Here is a 16223-nt window from a genome sequence, read left to right on the forward strand (position 1 = left end):
TTGCGGCAGGTTCGCCAGCGCGGCGAGCATCTGGCCGGTCTGGTTCGAATCGTCGTCGATGGCCTGCTTGCCGAGGATCACCAGTTGCGGCTGCTCCTTGTCGACGAGGGCCTTTAAAAGCTTCGCGACGGCGAGCGGCTGCAGGTCTTCATTCGACTCGATGAGGATCGCGCGGTCTGCGCCGATCGCCAGCGCCGTGCGCAGCGTTTCCTGCGCTTGCGCGACACCGGCGGACACGGCGATCACTTCCGTCGCCACACCGGCTTCCTTCAGACGAACCGCCTCTTCAACAGCGATTTCGTCGAACGGATTCATCGACATTTTCACGTTAGCGATATCGACGCCCGTGCCATCCGACTTCACGCCAACTTTCACGTTGGCATCCGTCACTCGTTTCACTGCTACCAGTACCTTCACGAAACTCTCCTGTCTGGGCGCGCCGTTGACGCAAGCCGCGCCGATATCCCGTTGTGAGCGAAGAATACGCCGCGACTGACGCATGCGCCCCCACCCAATTGAGGGGGTGTGCAAGCATCCGGGCCCAACCGCCCTTTTCTTACGGATTCCGCTGCCCGTGGGCGAAGCCTTCACGCAAAAAGACGGAGCCACCGCCTCATGAAATACGCATTTCCTCATTTAAATCAGTGATTTACAACACAATCCGAAGCACTGGAATCCGGAGTCGAAACCCCAGGCCGCATGCCTATACTGACCCTCGGACAAACGACGCAAGTTTGCTTATTCATCTTTATCTGCGAGTCGATCCATGACACCTGGCGAAACGCCCCCCAGCGAACTGGCCCTCGAACACAAGACCGAACTGCTACTGAATAATCCCGCCGCGCTCGCGGGCCATAATTGCCACGCCTGGCAGCACTTGCCGCGCGCCGACATCGACGCCATTCAGCTACACGCACTCAAGCATCGCTTTGCACAGCTACGCAACCGCGTGCCGGTGCTTTCGAAACTCGCCGATGCCGAGGGCGTAACGAATGTCAACGCACTAAACGACGTCGTACCGCTGCTTTTCGAACACACCGTCTTCAAGTCCTACCCACCTTCATTGCTTGAAAAGAAGCAGTTCGCTCACATCAACCGATGGCTCGGCAAGCTCGTGACGCCCGAATTGGCGGCCCGCATTGCCGCCGCGGACGTGAGCGGCTGCAAAGGCCTCGACGAGTGGTTCGACACGATGGACGATGCCGTACCCGAATTGCGCGTGAGTCATACGTCCGGAACCTCCGGCACGCTGTCCTTCTTGCCCAACAGCGTGCGGGAATGGGAAAAGGCCTGCGACGTGCGCAAGCTCTACGTCTGGGCCCAGACGGGTCCGGACATGGCAGACCCGGACCTGCACACGGTGTACCCCTACTTTCGCAAGGGCTACCTGAGCCATGTGCGCGCGAACGAATTTTTCATCCGCGCGCTGCTGCCGGACGCCGGCCACTTTCACGCCGCCTACCCAGCGACGCTTTCGACCGACGTGCTGCATCTGGGTGCGCGGCTGCGCGCCGCCCGTGCGAAAGGCACACTGGACCGGCTCGAGATCAGCCCCGAGCTGCTCGCCAAAAAGAAAATTTTCGACCAGCAGCAGGCCGACATGCCGGCCCATCTCTCGACCTTCTTCGAGGAAATGGCGACGAAATTGCGTGGCAAGCGCGTCTATATCGGCGCCACGTGGAATCTGCTGCACGGCATGGCAAAGGCAGGGCTCGAACGGGGCCTCGAATCCGTATTCCATCCGGATTCCTATATATCCACCACGGGTGGTGCGAAAGGCGTGACGCAGCCAGAAGGATGGCGCGAGGATGTGCTGCGCTTCACGGGCGCGAAGCAATTGAACGAGACCTACGCGATGTCCGAACTCGTGAGTGGATCGAGCCCGCGCTGCGAACACGGCAATTACCACTTCGCGCACACCGTAATCCCGTTCGTACTCGACCCCGAGACCAGCCGGCCGCTGCCGCGCGCGGGACGCGTAACCGGCCGCGCCGCCTTCTACGACCTCGGCGCCGATGTTCACTGGGGCGGCTTCATCACCGGCGACGAAGTCACTGTGGAATGGGACAAGCCGTGCGCTTGCGGCCGCCCAAGCCGCTACATCACGGGCGCGATCCAGCGCTACAGCGAGAAAAACGGCGGCGACGACAAGATCACCTGCGCGGCCACGGAAGGTTCGCATCGCGAAGCAATGGACTTCCTGAACAGCGTGGAATGACGCTAACCCGATCGAATTTTTGAATCAAAAACCTGAATCGAGACCTGACACCATGAGTCTTCCCATCGCCCCGATGGTCATACGCGGCAACGTCATCACCGACAATCTGATCGAAGTCGGCGGCCGTGGCGGCGACCTGACCTTTCTCACGCCCGACGCGCATCGATACCTCGACAAACTGCCGCTAGGCAACCCGGCGCGGCTCGCCGACCTGTACGCACTGAGCTTCGCCGACATCCTCGACTATGCCGAAGCGCTCGGCGAGCGCCTGGATCTGGCGACCAATCCGCATTTGCATCAAGCCTGCGAGCTGTCGTACCGGACCGCGCCCGTCACGCCGACGATGGTCAAGGGCAGCTACCTGGGCCTGCGCAACATGCTCTCCCGCGCCGCGATCACGGAGGCCGTGGAAAGCACGGTGGGCATCAAACACCTCGAAGGCTGGGTCAAGCAGAGGCTCATCGACGGCACCGAACTCGAAGTGCGCTGCTTCGGTGCGCGCACGCTGCACATCGTAGCCGGCAATGCGACGAGCCTGTCTTTGCTGACGATCATTCGCAACATGGTGCTGCGCAGCGACGCCATCATCAAGGCGCCCTCCAACGACCCGTTCACTGCCCTCGCCATCGCACGCACGATGATCGACATGGCGCCCGATCACCCGTTGACGCGCCATCTGAGCGTCGCCTACTGGAAGGGCGGCGACACCGCGTTCGAGGAGCGCCTGTATCAGCCGCAAAACCTCGAGAAGATCGTTGCGTGGGGCGGCTATGCGTCGATGAAGCACGTCACCCGCTATATTCAGCCCGGCCTCGAGTTGATCTCGCTCGACCCCAAGCGCAGCGCCAGCATCATCGGCCGCGACACGTTCGAAAGCGATGCGTCGATGCGCGAAGCGGCGCTGCGGCTCGCCAGCGACATCGGCGCGCTGAACCAGAAAGGCTGCGTGTGCGCGCGCGTCGTGTACGTGCAGAGCGGCACGGACGCGGAGGGACTCGCCAGGCTCAACCGGCTCGGCCAGTACGTGTACGAAGCCATGCTCGGGTTGCCCAACACGCTTTCGACCGCGCCCAAACGCTACGACCCGGCGCTGAAGGCCGAAGTTGACGCTCTGCGACTCGACGACGATTGGTACAAGGTCATCGGCGGCAAAGACGGCGAAGGCGCGATCATCTGCTCGCAGCTTCCCGAGCCTGTCGCCTTTGCCGCGTCGCTCGACGACCGCACCGCCAACCTCGTGCCTGTTGATTCGCTGGACGAAGTCATGGCCGCCGTCGACGCCTATACGCAAACCGTCGGCATCTACCCAGAGAGCCTCAAGGACGAGTTGAAGGACAGGCTGCCGCTCTACGGCGCGCAACGCATTGTCTCGCTCGGCTACGCCGCAGCGATGAAATGGGCCGCGCCGCAAGACGCCATCGAGCCGCTGCGCCGCATGGGCAAATGGATCTCGAACCAGATTGCCACGCCCGAAACATCGGCCGCGCCGTGGATGCGGCCCTCCATCGAGGCGTAAGCCCCACCTTCTCAATCCCGTCGCACGCCACCGAACTTTCACGGCGTGCGGCACGAACTTTCACACCATCATCCATGACTACCTGCAAAGCCTTTGGCGCCTGCGAGGCGCACGCCGACCTCACCCCCATGCACATCGAACGGCGTGCCCTGCGCGAGCACGACGTCGCCATCGACATCGACTATTGCGGCATCTGCCATTCCGACGCGCATGCCGTCCACAACGACTGGGGCACCACGGTCTACCCTTGCGTGCCGGGCCACGAGATCGTCGGACGCGTGAGCGCGGTGGGCGCCCATGTCACCCGTTACAAGCCGGGTGACCGCGTCGCGGTGGGATGTCTGGTGGACAGCTGCCAGGCCTGCCCGTCCTGCGAAGGCGGACAGGAACAGAACTGCGCGAAGGGCCCCACCGCGACCTACAACGGCAAGGATCGGCACACCGGAGAAACGACGCTCGGCGGCTATTCGGAGCGCATCGTCGTGCGCGAGCAGTTCGTGCTGCGCGTGCCCGACGCTCTCGACGTACGCTACGCCGGTCCGCTGCTGTGCGCCGGCATTACCGTCTGGACGCCGCTGCGCCGTTATGGCGTCGGCGAGGGTTCGAAGATTGCCGTCGTCGGGCTCGGCGGCCTCGGACACATGGCCGTGAAGCTCGCCGTCGCGCTCGGCGCCGAGGTGACAGTCATCACCACGTCGGCCAGCAAGGCCGACGACGCGCGCGCGCTCGGCGCATCGGACGTCCTGCTCTCGAAAGACCCGAAGGCGATGCAGGCCGCGGCCAATCGCTTCGACTTCATCCTCGACACGATCCCGACCAGGCACAACGTCAACCCCTATCTGATGCTGCTCGGCCGCAATGGCGTGCTCGTGCTGGTGGGCGCGCTCGAACCGCTCGAAGCCGTGCACGGCGCGCTGCTGGTGATCAACAACCGGTCGATCGCCGGTTCGCTGATCGGCGGCCTGCCGGCAACCCAGGAGTTGCTCGACTTCTGCGCCGAACACAACGTGCTGCCCGACTGCGAGATCGTTGATGTACACGAGATCAACACGGCATTCACCCGGATGCAGGCTAATGACGTGAAATACCGCTTCGTCATCGACATGGCGACGCTGCACGACGTCAAGACGGACTGAACCGGCGGGCGCACGCTGCCGGTACCCCTCCCCCCTCCAAACGAGCGGTGACCGCGCGGGAAAAGCGTTGTACAAGTAAAAACTACGCGACTATCGAACCATTCCAGCAGAGGGGGCACGCAGCAATGAACGATGGGAATCACAGCGACACGGCAGGCCATGGTCTCGCCTATCCCTGCGGCGCGCCGCCCGAGCGCGGCGAAGCGCACGAAATCGCGCCCGGCGTGCGCTGGATGCGCCTCCCGCTACCCATGTCGCTCGCGCACATCAACGTCTGGGCCATCGAAGACGGCGGGAGGCACACGCTCGTCGATACCGGCCTCGGCAACGAGGAGACCATCGAGAACTGGCGCGCGCTGCTCGCGGGGCCGCTCTCGGCTGGCGTCGCGCGCGTGATTGTCACGCACCTGCATCCCGACCATGTCGGCATGGCCGGCTGGCTCACGCGCGAGCACAGGTGCCGCCTGTGGATGACGCGCACCGAGTATCTGCAATGCCGGATGCTGGCCGGCGATACCGGCCAGGCAGCGCCGGACGACGCCGTTGCGTTTTATCGGCGCGCGGGCTGGGACAAACCCGCCATCGACGCGTATCGCAAGCGCTTCGGCAGCTTTGGCCGGCTCCTTTCGCCGCTGCCCGCGAGCTACCGGCGCATGCACGACGGGGAAGTCATCGCGATCGGCGAGCACGAGTGGCACGTGGTCGTCGGCGCGGGGCACACGCCGGAGCATGCATGCCTCTACTGCCCGTCGCTGAAGCTGTTCATCTCGGGGGATCAGGTGCTGCCGCGCATCTCGTCGAATATCTCCGTGCTGCCGAGCGAGCCCGACGCGGACCCCATGGCCGCCTGGCTCGATTCGCTCGACGCACTGCGCCGGCGCGTGCCCGACGACGTACTGGTGCTGCCCGCGCACAACGAACCGTTCACAGGGCTTCACGCCCGTCTCACGCGCCTGGAAACCAGCCAACGGAACGCGCTCGAACGCCTGCACGCCGCCTTGCGGGAGCCGAAGCGCGCCATCGACACGTTCACTACGCTGTTCGGCCGCGCAATCGCACAAGAGGATGCGTCGACCTATGGCCTCGCGACCGGCGAAAGCATCGCGCACCTGAATTATCTGGTGAAGCGGGGCATGGCGCGCCGCCACGAGGACGACGACGGCGTCGCCTGGTATCGCGCAATCTGAGGGGCAGGCCGTGATGCGCCTGCCGTCAGCCGCGAGCGTCAATCAAGGTTCGACGACATTGAAATCCCCCGTGAAGCGATCCAGCGTTTGCAGCAACGCCGTGAATCGATCCGCTTCGCCTTCAAGCACGATGTGCCCTTGCTCAATGGCCTCCGGAAAGGTCGTTTCAGCCAGCATGATCCGGTTGAGCGTGGCGCGCGACATCGAGACCGTCACGTGGGGCGGCGTTGCACGAGTCGTTGCAAGCGGCATCTCCGAGCACGTCAAGGCGCCGTTTTGCAGATTCAGTGCGTAGCGTTTGCCCGTGTCGGTGAAATGCCACGCAAAGCGCGAGTGCAGGGATTGCGCCTTCAAGCCGTCGACGCGTATGGCGAGATAGTCGAAAAACAATGCGTCGCTGATGGCGCAGACCATATCGGCGCTACGCCCCCCCACCGCGGCCGTGCTCCCACGCCCCTCGCGCAACTCACGCGCACCGAGCAAAAACGCGTTGCGCCATGTAGCCGATTCGGTCTGAAACCCCATCTGCTCGAGCGCCGCCGCGCCCAGTTCGCGCGCCGCTGTGTTCCCCGGCTCGGCGAATACGAGGTGATTCATCACCTGCGCAACCCAACGGTACTCGCCGCGCTCGAAGTCCTGGCGCGCCCGCTCGATCATGGCCTGCGCGCCGCCCATGTATTCGACGTAACGCGGGCCCGACATTTCCGGCGGCAGCGCATGCAGGTTGCTGGGATTGCCGTCGTACCAACTGAGGTAAAACTGGTAGATCGCCTTGACGTTATGCGACACCGTTCCGTAATAGCCGCGCGTGTGCCATTGCGAAGCGAGGCTTTCGGGCAGTTGCATCCGCTCCGCAATCTCAATGCCGCTCAGGCCGTGATTCATCATTCTCACAGTCTGGTCATGCAGGAACTTGTACAGGTCGCGTTGCTGCTCGATAAAGGCGGTAAGGCGCGCGCGGCCCCAGGTGGGCCAGTGATGCTGAGCGAACACGACGTCGGCGTGAGGCGCGTAGCGTTCCAGCGAGTCATTCAGATAGCGCGACCACAAACGCGCATTGCGAACCTGCGCGCCGCGCAACGGGCAGAGATTGTGCAACGTGCGCGTGCCATTCTCGGCCAGATTCAAGGCACGAAGTTGAGGAAAGAAGAAGTGCATTTCAGCGGGCGCCTCGCTCTCGGGCGTCAACTGGAAGACGATTTCGATTCCGTCGATCACGTGCGTTTCGGTTTCTTGCCGAATCAGCTGGGTCGGCTCGATCAGCGTGATGGTGCCGCGCGGCCCCGTCTTGCCGAGCCCGGCATCGATCTGGCAACAGGCGTTGCGCGCGAGCGAGGTGCCGCCCTGAAACTGCGCACGACGCCACATGACGGCGCCCGCCATGACGTTCTCGGAAACGGCTTCCTCCATGAAGCCTTCGGGCGCGATCACGCTGACCTTGCCTGCGCGCACGTCCGCTTCGCTCGTGACGCCCTTCACGCCGCCGAAGTGATCGGCATGACTGTGGCTGTAGATCACGGCGACCACCGGCTTTACCGGGCGATGGCTCAAATACAGATTCAGCGCCGCTTCCGCCGTTTCGCGGCAAGTCAGCGGGTCGATGATGATGAGCCCCGAATCGCCTTCGATGATCGTCATGTTGGCCAGATCAAAGCCGCGGACCTGGTAAATGCGCTCGGTCACCTTGAAGAGGCCGTGAATCAGATTCAGCCGGGCTTGGCGCCACAGCGCGGGATGCGCCGTAGCGGGCGCCACCGGATCATTCAGGAATGCGTAGTCTCCGAGGCCCCATACGAGCCTGCCGTAAGCATCGCGAACCTCCGCGTCGGGCACGGTGCCGATGAAGCCCCGCCGGGCCTCCTCTTCGTCGAGATGATCTTCCGGGGGCAGCCCGCGAATGGCCTGTTCGTGCGCCAATACCGTTGCCGGCGTGGCGCCGCGTTCGATCTGCCGGGGTTCGACAGCTTGATCTTGATGAATTTGCGACATGGTTTGAATTCCGACCGCGTTGTAACGGTGCCAGCCCGTTTAGTCTGATCAATACCCGAAAACAGCCATGCCGCCTGCAAGGCTGAGAGGGGCAACGAGGGTTATTTCAGCCTCAACGACCGTATAATTCAAATGAGAACTTTTGATACGATCCATGCAAAAAAGGTTAGTCCGTGAACCTGAAGCGACTGGAACATCTGGTGGCGCTGGTGGAGGAAGGCACCTTTGCCGCCGCCGCGCGGCGCGTCAACCGCACCCAGCCGGCCTTGACGCGCAGTATCCAGACGCTCGAGGACGAAGCCGGCCTTCCGCTGTTCGACCGCGCGGCGCGCGGCGTCACGCTGACGTCCACGGGCCAGATGGTGCTGGAGCGGGCAAGGCGCATTCTGTTTGAGGCGAGCTGTCTCGAGCGGGATCTTCAACTCGTCCAGCAAAACGAAATGGGAAGCGTGCGATTCGGGCTCGGCCCGTTTGCGGGCGCGATGTTCCTGTCGCCGGTGCTGCGGGTCATGCAGCGCGACTGGCCGAAGCTGCGCGTCAGTGCCGAAGTCAACAGCGGCGAGGCCCTGTTCGCGGCGTTGCAGGCGGAGCAACTGGATTTCGTTGTGGCTGCTGAGCGAACGATGCCGCTTACCGTCGAGATGGAAGTCCGCTCATTGAAGCCCGACCCGATTGCGCTTTTCGTGCGGCCCACCCATCCGCTGTGCGGCAGTCCGGTCAGCCTCGCGCAGATTCGCGACGCCAGATTGGCCACCGTACCGCTACCCTCCACTGCACACGAACTCTGGCGCACGTTGCTGCGATGCAGACCCGGAGAAGACGTTCTGCCGCGCGTCGAGAGCAATGATTTCCGCGTTTTGGCGGAGCTCGCCAGCCACGACGACGTGGTGCTTATCGCACCGAACCGCGCACTGACACGCGAGCTCGAATCGGGCGAGCTGGTTCAATTGCGTGTCGACGACCTTCGGGAACTGCGCGTGCAATATTCGATCGCTTACCTTGCGCACCGTACGCTGTCTCCCGCTGCGGAAAGGGCGATTGCGACGTTCGAAACAGTTGACTGAACGTTGCGTGCCTGACAGCGCGACATCCGGCCGTGCACGAGGTTGGAATGGATGGGCTTCTGCGTGACGTTGAGATCCATGATGCTTCCAGAGCGGGGCATCATCTACGCGTCAAAGCGCCGAATAGCAGACTGCCAATAAACAGGACAACGAAGATTATAAAGAGGACCTTGGCAATGCTCGCCGCGCCAGCAGCGATGCCGCCAAACCCCAAGACAGCCGCGACCACGGCGATGATGAAAAACACGACGGAGTAGTAAAGCATTGTCGGCTCCTGAACGGTGCGGGCCACGACACCCGGAACGCAAAAGTCGCTGCCAGGGCGCGCGAACCCGCGCTCCACACGGTTACGCCCCAAGCTACGCAATACCCGTGCCGCCCGTTCCTCAAAGACACCCCGCTGCGCCGGCGCGCTTGCACTCGCTTGCGCGCGCCGAACGCCACGCCGGCCGAACGTCACGCCGTGCCTCGCACACCCGAATGATGCGTTTCAAGCGTTACGCGTAATGGCTACAAACTGGGTCCGACGCTCGATGCGTGAGCAACACGGGATTCAGCCGGCGTGGATTTTCGCGCAACGACCGCTTCCGGGTTCGGTCACCGCAGGTCGACACGCGCCCCGCAAAAATCGCGGAACGCGCAATGTGGCAACCTCAGAATCAATCGTATTCATGCATAGGATGCCTGAATGCAACACGCCAGGCGCAACCCCACACAACCTCAACGGAAGCCCGCAAGCCAGCGACAGCTTGAAGCCCTCCATGCGGTCCGTCGTTATGTCATCGTTGAGAAAGCTTCAGATCCCCGGCCCATCGTTGCGCATCGCCGTCGAGGCACACCGTTCCTTTCGGCGGGTGGTCGAACAGACCATCTCGCGTGGCCTGGCCGATCGCGTCTCGCACCACGTCGGCATGGTTGATGTAGTGCTTGGCTTGCGCGATGTCGCGATGCACGTCGAACGCAATCCTCGCGGACTGTCCTCCGTCCGATCTGAAGATCACGACAACCGGCAGGGCAAGCGTCCCGATGAACATGGCGCGATACGCTATCTCGGCGTGTTCGAACCCGATCACGAAAAAAGTGAATTCAACGGAATCCAGCAGCAGTTCGTCCACGACGCATCGCCTGTGAAGATGAGCCGGTCGCTTGTCGCCACGCCCCGCGAGACCATGGCCCTCTGCTCGACGCTCCGCAACGGGCATGCCCGTTGGCGCCGGGTACACGCGATGCAACGCCAGGTGAGATGGCCGTGCCCGATACCGAACCGGACCGCAACCACAGCAGTGGAGAACTCTCCGAGCGCGGCAAGGAAGTCTGGCGCAAGGGCGCGGGACTGGATGGCGGAGGAAAAACGCGCTAAACCCGCTGTGGCGAGCGCAGGCGCCCATGAGACACACTTTCAGGACCGCTTGCTAGGTAGACGAGTCAGGAACCCAATTTGCGCGACGTTTGCTCAAGGGTGATCGCGGCGGCTTCCGAAGCCAACCGTCGCCCTGTCCTCGCCCTGCGACGGTACGCGATACTCTGTGTGCCTGTCGTGCTCACCCTGTCAGCAAGGGGAAACCATCATGCAACGAATCTGGCTCATCTTGCTCCTCCCACTTCTCCTGACTGGCTGCCTGTCGTTTAGCAGCAGCAATCCGCCGCCGCCGAACAAGACAACGGTCGTGATTCCGCAGCAGGGCACGACAACAACCTGCAGTCCCGCTCCCTGTGACTAGTGCTCCGCCCCTACGGTGAGCGACCCGCCCGCAGAGCGGCGGCAAGTTGCTGATGATCCGCAAGTCGCCTCACTCGGTGCATCAGATCGCCAGCTAACAATACGGCACCATCCACCGGCAACCCCGCCGATCGCAACGCATCCGCTGTCCAGCTGTTGCATGTATAGAAGGCATCATATGTCCCGGTCGCGGCGAAAAATTCACTGCCCGGATATGGACCTTCGCCAAGCCGCATGGGTCCTCCCGAGGCATCGTTCTGTATCGACCGTTGCAGAAACGCTTCGAGTCCGCTCAAACCCGCGCGGGTGACCTCAAGCGCGGCCACATTGGATACGCCAAATGCCTCCGCCGGAGCATCGCGCAACACCGTCATCAACACAGCCGCCCGGCTGGGAAACAGCGCACGCAGCGCCGTCAACGGGTTTTGGGTGCGCATGACGACATATTGCCGTTCGCCAAAGCCAAAACATAGATAGCGTGCCCCATTGAACTCCGTTGCGAGCGACGACGCTAACTGACCCGCGTCTTCGCTTCGAACGCATACATCGGTATGCCACCCACGCCTTGCAACGACAACCGTCGAAACCATGGGACCGGCAGACGGTTGCAAAGGCACGGCCGAGCATGCCACAAGCGCGGATATAAACGCACATTGCACGCCAATATTTAGCCATCCATAGTGAATTGATCGCGATCGCCTCATCCCTTTCCGATCTAGCGGAGCCGCCGCTGCAATTGATCTCATAACCCAGTCGCCTGAACGATCCTGTGGCACGGCAATTCAGCAGTGAAGCAGCCGTCCCGGGTCTCGGCGTTGAACTATCCTTCGTAAGCCGCCGTCACGATCCATATGTCATTCGCGCCGTCACTCACTTCGGCAGCCAAGGCATACGGATCCTCTGGACGACATTCATTCTGTAGCGCTTTGCGTGCCTGCTCGCGTCTTCGTAGCGTCGCTTCGACAGCCTGTGAACTTCATCCCGCCCCTCAAACATCGTGTGTCCCTTGCGATAGATGAGCTGCTCATACTTCCACTCGAGAAAACTTTCGCAGACGTGCCGGAAATCACCTGTGCAAATGTCGACCCGGTCAAAACGCTCGCGGTTGAAAATGGCTCCCGCGTCACATACCCAATCAATGCCCCGGCGCATGCACCGCCTCGGCGCCCGCCTCCTGCGCCCGTCCGCGATACCAGAACCAGTAAGCCAGCGTGAGCGCCACCAGAAACGGCACGCCGCACAGCAAGGTCATGCGGAATTCGCGCGTCACAAAGGTCGTCAAGAGCGCGGCGGTCATGAGCCCCGCCCCCAGCAGCGAAGTCACCGGATACCCCCACATCCGGAACGCCAGCGTGCGACCGGCGTGTTGACGACGAAAGAACACATGCGTCACGAAGATCATGAGCCACGTAAACATCGCGCCGAACATCGACACCGACATCATCAGCATGAACGATGCATCGGGATACAGCACGTTGAGCACGGTGGCGAGCGCAATGCCAATCGCCGAGAGCAGCAGCGCAGCCACCGGCACGCCCTGCGCATTGAGCTGTCCGAGGCGCTTCGGCGCATAGCCCGCGCGCGAAAGGCTGAACATCATCCGCGTGGTGATATAGAGCTGGCTATTCATCGCCGACAGCGCGGCCACCAGAATCACGAAGTTGATCACGCCGGCCGCGCCCGGCACGTGCGTCGCCGCCATGACTTTCACGAACGGGCTTCCGTTGGTGCCGGCAGCCGTCCACGGCACGATCGCGAGCATCAGCGCGAGTGTGAGCAGATAGAAGAACACCAGCCTCAGCATGGTCGCGCGAAACGCGCGCGTAACAGCCTTGTGCGGATCGTGCGCCTCGCCCGCCGCCACCGCGATCATCTCGATGCTCAAGTAGCTGAAGATGGAGACGATCACGGCCACCCACATGCCCCACACGCCCTTCGGAAAGAAGCCGCCGTGCGAGGTGTAATTCGCAAAGCCGATGCCCGAGCCCGACGGCGCACCAAACACGACCCACGCGCCCAGCACGATGAACGCCACGATGGCGGCGATCTTGAGCATCGAGAACACATACTCGACCACGCCGAACACCTTCACGCTCACCACGTTCACGCCGATCAGCGCCGCCGAGAAGCCCACGATCCAGTACCAGCCCGGGATCGCCGGGAACCAGTACTTCATGTACACCGCGATGGCGGTGACTTCGGTGCCCACCGCGAACACGATCGACGACCAGTACGCATAGCGCACGAGGAAGCCGGCCAGCGGCCCGATATAGTGCTCGGCGTATGCGCCGAACGAGCCGGAGGTGGGATGCGCCACCGTCATTTCGGCGAGGCAGCCCATCAGCAGCAGCGCGATCAGCGCGCCGATCGCGTAGCTCACGAGCACGCTCGGGCCCGCGAAGCCGATGGCGAAACCGCTGCCGAGAAAGAGCCCGGTGCCGATTGCTCCGCCAATGGCGATCATCGAAAGCTGCGCCGTCGACAAGCCGCGCCGCAATCCTTTCTCCCGCTCGACGATGGCGTCGAAGCTGCGTTGTTGCGTCATCATGTGTCTCCTCTGTCGTCCTGCCGTATTCCTTCCCGTAGTCCGTCCGTACGTCGGTCAGGTTACCGATTTGCGCGTGAGAAATGTTTCGTTATCCCAGGCACGCGTTTCCAGAATGTTCTTGAGCTCCGCAACCGTGTTCCAGATGTCGATATAGCGCACGTAGAGCGGCGCGAAGCCGAAACGCAGAATGTCCGGCGCCCGAAAATCGCCGATCACGTTGCGCGCGATGAGCGCCTGCATGACCGCATAGCCCTGCTCGTGCGCGAGCGAGACCTGGCTGCCGCGCTGGCTGGCATCGCGCGGCGAGGCGAGCGTGCAGCCGAGACCCGCGAGTTGCTGGTCGGCCAGATCGATCATCAGGTTGCCGAGCGCCACGCTTTTCGCACGCAGCACTTCGAGATCGACGCCCTCGAACGCTTCCAGCGCCGCCTCCAGCGCGATCACGCCCAGTTGCGGCGCGGTACCCGTGAGCATGCGGTCGATGCCCGCGTGCGGCGCGTAATCGTGCGTGAACTCGAACGGCTTCGCGTGGCCGTGCCAGCCCGTGAGCGGCTGGCGCATGTCCGGCAGATGGCGCTTCGCGACGAACACGAATGCGGGGGCGCCCGGGCCGCCGTTCAGATACTTATAGCCGCAGCCCACCGCGAAGTCCGCTTCGCAGCGGTTCAGATGCACGGGCATCGCGCCCGCCGAGTGGCACAGATCCCAGACCACCAGTGCGCCCTTTTCGTGCGCCTTGCGCGTCACGGCCTCCATGTCGTAGCGCTTGCCGCTCTTGTAGTTCACGTGCGTGAGCGAAACGATCGCCACCGTTTCGTCGATGCTCGCGAGCACCTCGTCGGGGTCGACGCAGCGCAACTCGCATCCCGTCATCTGCGCGACGCTCGATGCGATATAGACATCGGTGGGAAAGTTGGTGCGCTCGGCCAGAATCACGCGGCGGCCCTCGCGCATGCGCGTCGCGGCCACCAGCACCTTGAACAGGTTCACCGAGGTCGAGTCGGCCACGATGACTTCGTCCTGCCCCGCGCCAATCAGCTTCGCGATCTTGTTGCCGGTGCGCTGCGGCGCGGGGTACCAGTCGGCGTCGTTCCACGAGCGGATGAGGCCCTGCGCCCACTCCTCCTCCAGCGCGATCTTCATGCGCGCGGGCACGTTGGCGGGCATCGCGCCGAGCGAGTTGCCGTCGAGATAAATCGTCTCGGGCGGCAGGTCGAAGCGCGCGCGGCAATGCGCGAGGGGATCGCCCGCGTCGAGTATGGCGCAGTGTTCACGTGTAATCATTTTGTCTCCGTCAAACCGAAAAAGCGTTGTGCATTGGCGCCGAGAATTTTTGTCTTGGCGCTCGCGCCCAGCGTGGGATGGTCCGCCACGAGGTCGCCGATTCTTTGCTCGCCCAGCGGGAACGGGTAGTCGGAACCGAGCATCACGCGGTCCTCGCCCATCGTGTCCACGAGCAGTTGCAACGCGCGCGGGTCGAACACCGCGCTGTCGACATAAAAGCGCTCGACATAGGAAATGGGCGGATGTGGGCAATCTTCGCGCACGATGTCGCGCTGCTCCCACGCGTTCTGCACGCGCCCGAGCAGGAACGCGAAGCTGCCGCCGCCATGCGCGAAGCACAGCTTCAGCGACTTCGGAATGCGCTCGAACGCGCCTGAAAGAATCAGCGAGACGATGCTCAGTTGCGTCTCCGCCGGCATCGCAACGAGCCACGGCAGCATCCACTTCTTCATGCGCCCGTCGGTCATCATGTCCCACGGATGCACGAGCACCGGGATCCCTTCGTTCGCGCAATGCGTGAGAAAGGTCACGAGGTGGGCATCGTCGAGATCGCGCGGCCCCAGGTGATTGCCAATCTGCACGCCGTGATGGCCCGAGCGGTACGCACGCGTCGCTTCCCGGCACGCAAGGTCGACGTCTTGCAGCGGCACTTGCGCGAGCGGCTTCAATCGCGCGGGCGCGTATGCGCATTGCTCAAGCGCGCGCTCGTTCATGCGCATGGCCCACTCGTGCGCGCTGGTCGCGTCGTTGCGATAGCCGAACATCACGGGCGTCGCGCAGATCAGTTGCTGGTCCACGCCCAGCGCGTCCAGTTCGGCGATTCGCGCCGCCGGGTCCCACAAGGCCCGATGCACGGGGCGAAATGCGCGCTCACCCGTCATGATGGTGCCGCGTTCGCCGTCCGCGTCGATGCGCAGCCACGGCGCTTGCCCGGCGTCTAGTGCGGCGGCCTCTTCCCGCGTCACGGGCGGGAAGAAATGCGAGTGCATGTCGATTCGAAGTGTCATGGTCTGATGGTCGATTACATTTCACCCAGCCTTGCCCGGATGGGTCTGGCCGCACTGCGGGCAGCGGCGCTGCGCCTCGCTCGCGTAGAACGCTTCGAACAGCGGCGGCAGGTCGTTCACGATGCTCTTCAACTGCACCTCCACGCGATGCACGAGATGGCCACAGTGATCGCAGTACCACTCGAAGCCGTCTACCACGCCCGGCGCGCGCTGCCGCTCGATCACGAGACAGGCGCTGCCAGCCTCTGGCCGCTGCGGCGAGTGGCGCACGTGCGGCGGCAGCAGGAACACATCGCCCTCGCGCAGGTCCACGCGTTCTTTGCGCGAATCGATCCACAAGTTCAGATACGCGTTGCCACGCAACTGGTAGAAGAATTCCTCGTGCGGATCGTCGTGATAATCGGTGCGATGATTGGGCCCGCCCACCACGGTCACGATGAAATCGCTGTCCTGCCAGACCTGCTGGTTGCCGACGGGCGGCTTGAGCAAGTGCGCATGCTCGTCGATCCAGCGCTGGAAATTGAACGGCCGGCCATAGGTCAACATGGTTTTTT

Annotated in this window: 14 protein-coding genes; 5 read left to right on the forward strand and 9 right to left on the reverse strand. The window is 63.1% G+C overall.

Translation table 11 applies throughout. The features are described from left to right. On the reverse strand, positions 1–417 hold a 417-nt coding region (locus HV773_RS12970; RefSeq protein ID WP_175195296.1), incomplete at its 3' end, for an electron transfer flavoprotein subunit beta/FixA family protein. 349 nt (positions 418–766) lie between these two features. On the opposite strand from HV773_RS12970, the gene HV773_RS12975 reads away from it, so the two are divergent. From HV773_RS12975 to HV773_RS12990, 4 genes are all read left to right on the forward strand, one after another. Beyond that, positions 767–2218, forward strand: coding sequence for a phenylacetate--CoA ligase family protein (locus HV773_RS12975; protein WP_129563542.1), 1452 nt, complete (start codon positions 767–769; stop codon positions 2216–2218). A gap of 52 nt (positions 2219–2270) precedes the next feature. Beyond that, positions 2271–3734 (forward strand): acyl-CoA reductase, encoded by a 1464-nt coding sequence (locus HV773_RS12980; protein WP_129563543.1) that lies wholly within the window; start codon positions 2271–2273, stop codon positions 3732–3734. A 74-nt stretch (positions 3735–3808) separates the two neighbouring features. After that, complete coding sequence (locus HV773_RS12985) at positions 3809–4870, forward strand: NAD(P)-dependent alcohol dehydrogenase (protein ID WP_129563544.1); 1062 nt, start codon at positions 3809–3811, stop codon at positions 4868–4870. A gap of 125 nt (positions 4871–4995) precedes the next feature. Beyond that, the gene (locus HV773_RS12990; protein ID WP_129563545.1) at positions 4996–6057 is read left to right on the forward strand and encodes an MBL fold metallo-hydrolase; all 1062 of its coding nucleotides are present in this window, start codon (positions 4996–4998) and stop codon (positions 6055–6057) included. 42 nt (positions 6058–6099) lie between these two features. Here HV773_RS12990 and HV773_RS12995 read toward each other — a convergent pair whose 3' ends face one another. Next, positions 6100–8046, reverse strand: coding sequence for an alkyl/aryl-sulfatase (locus tag HV773_RS12995; protein WP_129563546.1), 1947 nt, complete (start codon positions 8044–8046; stop codon positions 6100–6102). 173 nt (positions 8047–8219) lie between these two features. On the opposite strand from HV773_RS12995, the gene HV773_RS13000 reads away from it, so the two are divergent. Then, positions 8220–9110, forward strand: coding sequence for a LysR family transcriptional regulator (locus tag HV773_RS13000; RefSeq protein WP_129563547.1), 891 nt, complete (start codon positions 8220–8222; stop codon positions 9108–9110). Between the two features lie 100 nt (positions 9111–9210). Here HV773_RS13000 and HV773_RS13005 read toward each other — a convergent pair whose 3' ends face one another. The 7 genes from HV773_RS13005 to HV773_RS13035 all read right to left on the reverse strand — a co-directional run bounded on the left by HV773_RS13005 (position 9211) and on the right by HV773_RS13035 (position 16215). Further along, on the reverse strand, positions 9211–9375 hold the full coding sequence (locus HV773_RS13005; RefSeq protein ID WP_129563548.1) for a DUF1328 domain-containing protein: 165 nt from the start codon (positions 9373–9375) through the stop codon (positions 9211–9213). A gap of 514 nt (positions 9376–9889) precedes the next feature. Beyond that, entirely contained in the window at positions 9890–10225 is a 336-nt protein-coding gene (locus tag HV773_RS13010) for a hypothetical protein (RefSeq protein ID WP_129563549.1), read from the reverse strand. Between the two features lie 616 nt (positions 10226–10841). After that, on the reverse strand, positions 10842–11420 hold the full coding sequence (locus tag HV773_RS13015; RefSeq protein ID WP_160113473.1) for a DUF2459 domain-containing protein: 579 nt from the start codon (positions 11418–11420) through the stop codon (positions 10842–10844). Positions 11421–11965: 545 nt separating this feature from the next. Next, entirely contained in the window at positions 11966–13378 is a 1413-nt protein-coding gene (locus tag HV773_RS13020; RefSeq protein WP_162497827.1) for an amino acid permease, read from the reverse strand. Between the two features lie 54 nt (positions 13379–13432). Then, entirely contained in the window at positions 13433–14662 is a 1230-nt protein-coding gene (gene kynU / locus HV773_RS13025) for a kynureninase (RefSeq protein ID WP_129563551.1), read from the reverse strand. Next, complete coding sequence (locus HV773_RS13030) at positions 14659–15669, reverse strand: amidohydrolase family protein (protein ID WP_129563552.1); 1011 nt, start codon at positions 15667–15669, stop codon at positions 14659–14661. The genes kynU and HV773_RS13030 overlap by 4 nt, the downstream gene beginning before the upstream one ends. Positions 15670–15690: 21 nt before the next feature. Then, the gene (locus HV773_RS13035; protein ID WP_129563553.1) at positions 15691–16215 is read right to left on the reverse strand and encodes a 3-hydroxyanthranilate 3,4-dioxygenase; all 525 of its coding nucleotides are present in this window, start codon (positions 16213–16215) and stop codon (positions 15691–15693) included. Between the last annotated feature and the right edge of the window lie 8 nt (positions 16216–16223).

The organism is Paraburkholderia caffeinitolerans, assembly GCF_902859945.1.
Classification (GTDB): domain Bacteria; phylum Pseudomonadota; class Gammaproteobacteria; order Burkholderiales; family Burkholderiaceae; genus Paraburkholderia; species Paraburkholderia caffeinitolerans.